The organism is Polaromonas sp. P1_G1 (genome assembly GCF_056405595.1).
The window spans coordinates 51,071-57,366 of record NZ_JBFUBU010000030.1; the positions used below are offsets into that span (position 1 = coordinate 51,071).

6 protein-coding genes and 3 tRNA genes are annotated in these 6,296 nt (G+C 63.2%); 8 read left to right on the plus strand and 1 reads right to left on the minus strand.

The features are described from left to right. Genes AC1D1Y_RS16460 through AC1D1Y_RS16475 form a run of 4 tightly spaced genes read left to right on the plus strand, consistent with a single transcriptional unit; the run spans nt 1 to nt 3,338 of the window. The gene (locus tag AC1D1Y_RS16460; RefSeq protein ID WP_477683258.1) at nt 1–651 is read left to right on the plus strand and encodes a LysE family translocator; all 651 of its coding nucleotides are present in this window, start codon (nt 1–3) and stop codon (nt 649–651) included. Nucleotides 652–699: 48 nt separating this feature from the next. Then, on the plus strand, nt 700–1,743 hold the full coding sequence (gene trpD, locus AC1D1Y_RS16465) for an anthranilate phosphoribosyltransferase (RefSeq protein ID WP_477683259.1): 1,044 nt from the start codon (nt 700–702) through the stop codon (nt 1,741–1,743). A gap of 5 nt (nt 1,744–1,748) precedes the next feature. Next, complete coding sequence (gene trpC / locus AC1D1Y_RS16470) at nt 1,749–2,555, plus strand: indole-3-glycerol phosphate synthase TrpC (RefSeq protein ID WP_477683260.1); 807 nt, start codon at nt 1,749–1,751, stop codon at nt 2,553–2,555. A 24-nt stretch (nt 2,556–2,579) separates the two neighbouring features. After that, a complete protein-coding gene (locus AC1D1Y_RS16475; RefSeq protein WP_477683261.1) occupies nt 2,580–3,338 on the plus strand; it encodes a uracil-DNA glycosylase in 759 nt (252 codons plus the stop codon). A gap of 5 nt (nt 3,339–3,343) precedes the next feature. Here AC1D1Y_RS16475 and AC1D1Y_RS16480 read toward each other — a convergent pair whose 3' ends face one another. Beyond that, complete coding sequence (locus AC1D1Y_RS16480) at nt 3,344–4,447, minus strand: patatin-like phospholipase family protein (protein ID WP_477683262.1); 1,104 nt, start codon at nt 4,445–4,447, stop codon at nt 3,344–3,346. 130 nt (nt 4,448–4,577) lie between these two features. On the opposite strand from AC1D1Y_RS16480, the gene AC1D1Y_RS16485 reads away from it, so the two are divergent. The 4 genes from AC1D1Y_RS16485 (at nt 4,578) to tuf (ending at nt 6,293) form a co-directional block, all read left to right on the plus strand. Then, nucleotides 4,578–4,663: transfer RNA gene (locus tag AC1D1Y_RS16485), tRNA-Tyr, on the plus strand. Nucleotides 4,664–4,763: 100 nt separating this feature from the next. Further along, nucleotides 4,764–4,837 (plus strand) — tRNA-Gly (locus AC1D1Y_RS16490). Between the two features lie 99 nt (nt 4,838–4,936). Next, nucleotides 4,937–5,011 (plus strand) — tRNA-Thr (locus AC1D1Y_RS16495). 91 nt (nt 5,012–5,102) lie between these two features. Beyond that, complete coding sequence (gene tuf, locus AC1D1Y_RS16500; protein ID WP_477683263.1) at nt 5,103–6,293, plus strand: elongation factor Tu; 1,191 nt, start codon at nt 5,103–5,105, stop codon at nt 6,291–6,293. The last annotated feature ends 3 nt before the right edge of the window (nt 6,294–6,296 follow it).

A 6,296-nucleotide genomic window follows, 5' to 3' on the forward strand; every position in this document is an offset into this window, starting at 1 on the left:
ATGCCCGACTTCCAACACCTGTTGCTGTTTATCGCGGCCGGCTGGCTGCTCAACCTGACGCCGGGTCCTGATGTTCTTTATATCGTGACCAACTCGCTGCGCTCGGGTGCGCGCGCCGGCATCGTGGCCGGTCTGGGCATCACGGCTGGCTGCTTTGTCCATATCTTCGCGGCGGCGGTCGGCGTCGGCGCGCTGCTGGCCACTTCGGCGATGGCCTTTACCGTGCTCAAGTGGATAGGCGCGGCCTACCTGCTGTGGATAGGTGCGAAGATCCTGTTTGCCAAAGCACCGCAGGCCACCACCGATCTCGTCGCGGCGGCAGCGGCCCAGCCGGAACGTCGCCTGAAGGCGATCTTCATGGGGGGCTTCTGGACCAATGTCCTGAACCCCAAGGTGGCGATATTTTTCCTGGCCTTTGTGCCGCAGTTCATCGCACCCCACACCGACAACAAGGCCCTGGCTTTTGTGCTGCTGGGCGTGCTGTTCAACCTGAACGCGATCCCGGTGAATTCGGGCTGGGCCCTGGCGGCCGCCTGGATGGCCAAACGCGATGCCGTGCAGCGCGGCATGCATTGGCTGGACCGTGCGGCCGGCGTCATGTTCATCGCGTTTGGCCTGAAGCTTGCCTTTACCGATAATCCGGCGAACTGAGCCATCCCGTCCAGCACCCATAAAGCAACACAGCAAACGAGACACGCCATGCCCCATACCCACAAGATCACCCCGCAGGAGGCGCTTCAGCGCACCATAGAGCATCGCGAAATCTTCCACGACGAGATGCTGCACATCATGCGCCTGATCATGAGCGGCGAAATGTCGCCCGTGATGATGGCCGCGCTGATCACCGGCCTGCGCGTCAAGAAAGAGACCATAGGGGAGATCACCGCCGCCGCGCAGGTGATGCGCGAGTTYTCCACCAAGGTCAACGTCGCCGACAAGACCCATCTGGTCGACATCGTCGGCACCGGCGGCGACGGCTCGCACACCTTCAACATYTCCACCTGCWSCATGTTYGTGGCSGCGGCYGCGGGYGCCAAGGTCAGCAAGCACGGCGGGCGCAGCGTGAGCAGCAAGTCCGGCAGCGCCGACGTGATCGAGTCCCTGGGCATCCACATCGGCCTCTCGCCCGAGGCCATTGCGAAGTGCATCGAACGGGTCGGTGTGGGCTTCATGTTCGCGCCCAACCACCACCCGGCCATGAAAAACGTTGCACCCATCCGCAAGGAGCTCGGCGTGCGCACCATCTTCAACATCCTGGGCCCGCTGACCAACCCGGCCGGCGCGCCCAACATCCTGATGGGCGTGTTCCATTCCGACCTGGTGGGCATCCAGGTGCGCGCGCTGCAGCGCCTGGGCGCCGAGCACGCGATGGTGGTCTACGGCAAGGACGGCATGGATGAAGTCAGCCTGGGCGCGGCCACCGTGGTCGGCGAACTCAAAAACGGTGAAATCACCGAATACGAAATCCACCCCGAGGACTTCGACATGCCCATGGCTAGCAACCGCGCGCTGCGCGTGGAGACGCCCGAGCAGTCCAAAGCCATGCTGCTGGGCGTGCTGGACAACCAGCCGGGCGCGGCGCGCGACATCGTGATCCTCAACGCCGGCGCGGCGCTGTATGCCGCCAATGTGGCTGATTCCATGAAGGCCGGCATCGTGCTGGCCCGCGAGGCGCTGGCGTCCGGCGCGGCCAAGGCCCGCCTGCAGCAACTGATTTCCACCACCCAACAACTGGCAGCCTGAACACCATGTCCGACATCCTCGACAAAATCATCGCCGTCAAGCGCCAGGAAATCGCCGAAGCGATTCGCAAGAAACCGCTGGCGGTGATGCGTGAAGACGCCGAGTCGCGTGTGCTGACACGCGACTTCGTGGGCGCGCTGCGCGCCAAGATCGCGGCGGGCCAGCCCGCGGTGATCGCCGAGGTCAAAAAGGCCAGCCCGTCCAAAGGCGTGCTGCGCGCCGATTTCATCCCCGCCGACATCGCGCAAAGTTATGCCGAGGGCGACGGTACGCTCAGCGCGGCCTGCCTTTCGGTGCTGACGGACAAGCAGTTCTTCCAGGGCAGCATCGACTACCTGAAGCAGGCCCGGGCTTCCTGCGGCCTGCCGGTGCTGCGCAAGGACTTCATGGTCGATCCTTATCAGGTGTACGAAGCGCGTGTCATGGGCGCCGACTGCATCCTGTTGATCGCAGCCTGCCTGGACGATGCGCAGATGAAGTCGCTCGAGGCGCTGGCCATGTCGCTGGACATGGCGGTGCTGGTCGAAGTCCATGACAAGGGTGAACTGGAGCGCGCGCTCAGGCTCAGGACGCCGCTGATCGGCATCAACAACCGCAACCTCAAGACCTTCGAGGTCTCGCTGGACACCACGCTGGGCATGCTGGGCCAAGTTCCGGCGGACCGACTGCTTATCACCGAATCGGGCATCGCCACGCCGGCCGATGTCAAACGCCTGCGCGCTGCCGGCGTGAATGCCTTTCTGGTGGGTGAGGCCTTTATGCGGGCCGAAGAACCGGGGCTGGCCTTGGCCCAGCTGTTTGCCGGCAAGTAAGTCAAAGAGAAAGAGGCGGCGTCCATGAACTCTCCGGACCAGCTGAAGAGCGCGAACCCTGCGGACTGGCCTGTGGCGACGGGCTGGCGACTCACCACCGAGGCTTTTTTCGCCGGTCCCACCGGCCGCAGGCTGCTGGATTTTCTCCAGGGCCGGCTTGCCGAAGGCGCGACGATTTTTCCGCCCCTGCCGCTGCGCGCGCTGGAACTGACGCCGCCCGAAGAGGTACGCGTCGTGATTCTGGGCCAGGACCCGTACCACGGCCGGGGCCAGGCCGAAGGACTGGCGTTCTCCGTCGCGTCCGGCGTGGCCCTGCCGCCCTCGTTGCGCAACATCTTCAAGGAGTTGCAGCGCGACCTGGGCACGCCGCCGCCCGCATTTCCGGTGCCCGGCGGAAGCCTGGTGAAATGGGCCACGCACGGCGTGCTGCTGCTCAACACCTGCCTTACGGTGGAAGAGGCGCAGCCCGCCAGCCACGCCGGCAAGGGCTGGGAAGTGCTGACCGACACCTTGATACGCCAGGTGTCCGACGGCGACCATCCGGTGGTCTTCATGCTGTGGGGCGCCCATGCCCAAAGCAAGCGGGCCTTGATCGATGTGAAGCGCCACAAGGTGCTGGTGGCCAACCATCCCTCGCCGCTGTCGGCCCTGCGGCCGCCGCTGCCTTTTATCGGCTGCGGCCATTTCTCGCAGGCGCGGGAGTGGCGCGACACGCACCCGAAAAGCCAGCCGGCGCAGCAAAGTCCGGGTGGCGGGCAAGCGCCAATAAAAAGCGCCGAGTAGCCCGGCTAGAACTCCTGGGGGAGGCTCCCGACGTAGTCGCGCCGGATATTGACCGTGCTCTGCTGGCCCAGCGCCTCAAAATGGCGGCGCAGCCAGCGTTTGGCCACGCCGTGGCCCATGTCAAACAGCTTTTCAATCATGGCACCGTCGGCCGACATCTTGCTCGACGACGGCAGGTCTTCCAGGGCCTCGCCGCCGTCGATGCGGTGCAGCAGCAGGCTTTTGTACTTCACCCCCTCCTGCAAGCGTCCGTCGGCCAGCAGTCGGTTGATGAAGTCGATGGTGCGCATCTGGGACAGCAGGCTGGCGTTAAAGGTCAGCTCGTTCACCCGGTCCATGATGTCGTGCGGCGTCTGCGGAACCTCGGGTCGCCGCAGGGGGTTGATCTGCACCACGATGATGTCGCGGCTGCTGCATTCGCTGATCAGGGGCAGCAGGGACGGATTGCTGGAAAATCCCCCGTCCCAGTAGGACTGGCCGTCAATTTCCACCGCCTGGAACAGCGTGGGCAGGCAGGTGGAGGCCATCACGGCCTGCAACGTCAGGCGTTTGCCCGAAAAGATTTCCGCCCGGCCTGTGGTCACATGGGTCGCGGACACGAAGGCCCTGGGCACCTCCAGGCCGGCGATGGCGTGAAAGTCGATTTCCGCCTGCAGCAGCTTGCGCAGGGGATTGATATCCAGCGGATTGGACTGGTAGGGCGAGAGCCACTGACTCATTGCGCCGTTAAAAAAGTTAGCGCCCACTTTGTCCGAGGGCCAGACACCCAGCAACATCTTGCTGATGCCGTCAGCCATGGAGCCCAGGCTGCCCATGGCGGCCACACCCTGCCAGATCCGGGCCAGCGATGCGCGGGCCGCCTCCCGGGGGTTCGGTGTTCCGCTGTCCTTATGTGCGGCAACGGCATATCCGTGCGCCAGTGCCACGGCATTGACCGCGCCCGCGCTGGCGCCGCTGATGCCGTCGAACTGGATGCGTTCATCCTGTAAGAGGGCGTCCAGCACTCCCCAGGTGAACGCACCGTGGGAGCCGCCGCCCTGCAAGGCCAGGTTAACCCGGCGCTGGGAGGACGGTTCTGGCGGCGAGGGGGGGAGAAGTGAGGCGCTCATGGTGCTAGTTTGACAGGCGCAAACCCACGCCGGCCCCGGAAGCGGCCCGGGCGGCATTTTTTAATGTTTTTGCGAGGCCCCGGCATTTCGTCCGACATAAAACCGTGGCATAATCCGAGGTTCGCTTGAAGGATGGGTGCCCGAGTGGCTAAAGGGGGCAGACTGTAAATCTGTTGGCTAACGCCTACGCTGGTTCGAATCCAGCCTCATCCACCAGATTTTGTTTGATTTTGGCAAGCGGCCAGTGCAAGGCAGTCGCGTAAAGCGGGTTTTGGGCTGTGAGTGGTTTGATGTGAGTTGAATTTGGCAGAGCTGCGCGGGAGTAGTTCAATGGTAGAACCCTAGCCTTCCAAGCTAATGACGCGGGTTCGATTCCCGTCTCCCGCTCCACGAAGCTCCGGTTTCGGGGTGTTTGCGGGCTCTGCTGGTTGATCTTGCGCCGGACTGCAGTGAGAGTTTTGAAGTCTTTTGACTTTTTGAAGAATTTAGGCCCTTTTGGCTCAGTGGTAGAGCACTCCCTTGGTAAGGGAGAGGTCGCGGGTCCGATTCCCGCAAAGGGCACCATATTTAGAGCCGGCGCAGCGCGCAAAGCGTTGCGGCCGGTGGTAGTGATTCACTGGTTTTGTAACTCTTTATAAATTTCTGGAGTTGAAAAATGGCAAAAGGCAAATTTGAGCGGACCAAGCCGCACGTCAACGTAGGCACGATTGGCCACGTGGACCATGGCAAGACGACGCTGACGGCGGCGATCACGACCGTTCTGGCGTCCAAGTTCGGCGGCGAAGCCAAGGGCTACGACCAAATTGACGCGGCGCCCGAAGAGAAAGCGCGCGGCATCACCATCAACACCGCCCACGTTGAATACGAAACCGCGAACCGCCACTACGCGCACGTGGACTGCCCAGGCCACGCCGACTATGTGAAGAACATGATCACCGGCGCCGCCCAGATGGACGGCGCGATCCTGGTGTGCTCGGCCGCTGACGGCCCGATGCCCCAGACTCGCGAGCACATCCTGCTGGCCCGCCAGGTGGGCGTGCCTTACATCATCGTGTTCCTGAACAAGTGCGACATGGTCGACGACGCCGAGCTGCTCGAACTCGTTGAAATGGAAGTGCGCGAGCTGCTCGACAAATACGACTTCCCCGGCGACAAGACCCCCATCATCCACGGCTCGGCCAAGCTCGCCATGGAGGGCGACAAGGGCGCCCTGGGCGAAGAGGCCATCATGAAGCTGGCTGAAGCACTCGATACCTACATTCCCCTGCCAGAGCGCGCAGTTGACGGCGCCTTCCTGATGCCCGTGGAAGACGTGTTCTCCATCTCCGGCCGCGGCACCGTCGTGACCGGCCGTGTCGAGCGCGGTGTGATCAAGGTTGGCGAGGAAATCGAGATTGTCGGTATTGCCGACACGCAAAAGACCACCTGCACCGGCGTGGAAATGTTCCGCAAGCTGCTGGACCAGGGCCAGGCCGGCGACAACGTCGGTATCCTGCTGCGCGGCACCAAGCGCGAAGACGTGCAGCGCGGCCAGGTGCTGTGCAAGCCCGGCTCCATCAAGCCGCACACGCACTTCACCGGCGAGATCTACGTCCTGAGCAAGGACGAAGGCGGCCGCCACACGCCTTTCTTCAACAACTACCGCCCCCAGTTCTACTTCCGCACGACGGACGTGACGGGCGCGATCGAGTTGCCAGAAGGCAAGGAAATGGTCATGCCAGGCGATAACGTGTCGATCACCGTCAAGCTGATCAACCCGATCGCCATGGAAGAAGGTCTGCGCTTCGCCATCCGCGAAGGCGGCAAGACCGTCGGCGCCGGCGTCGTTGCCAAGATCATTGCGTAATTT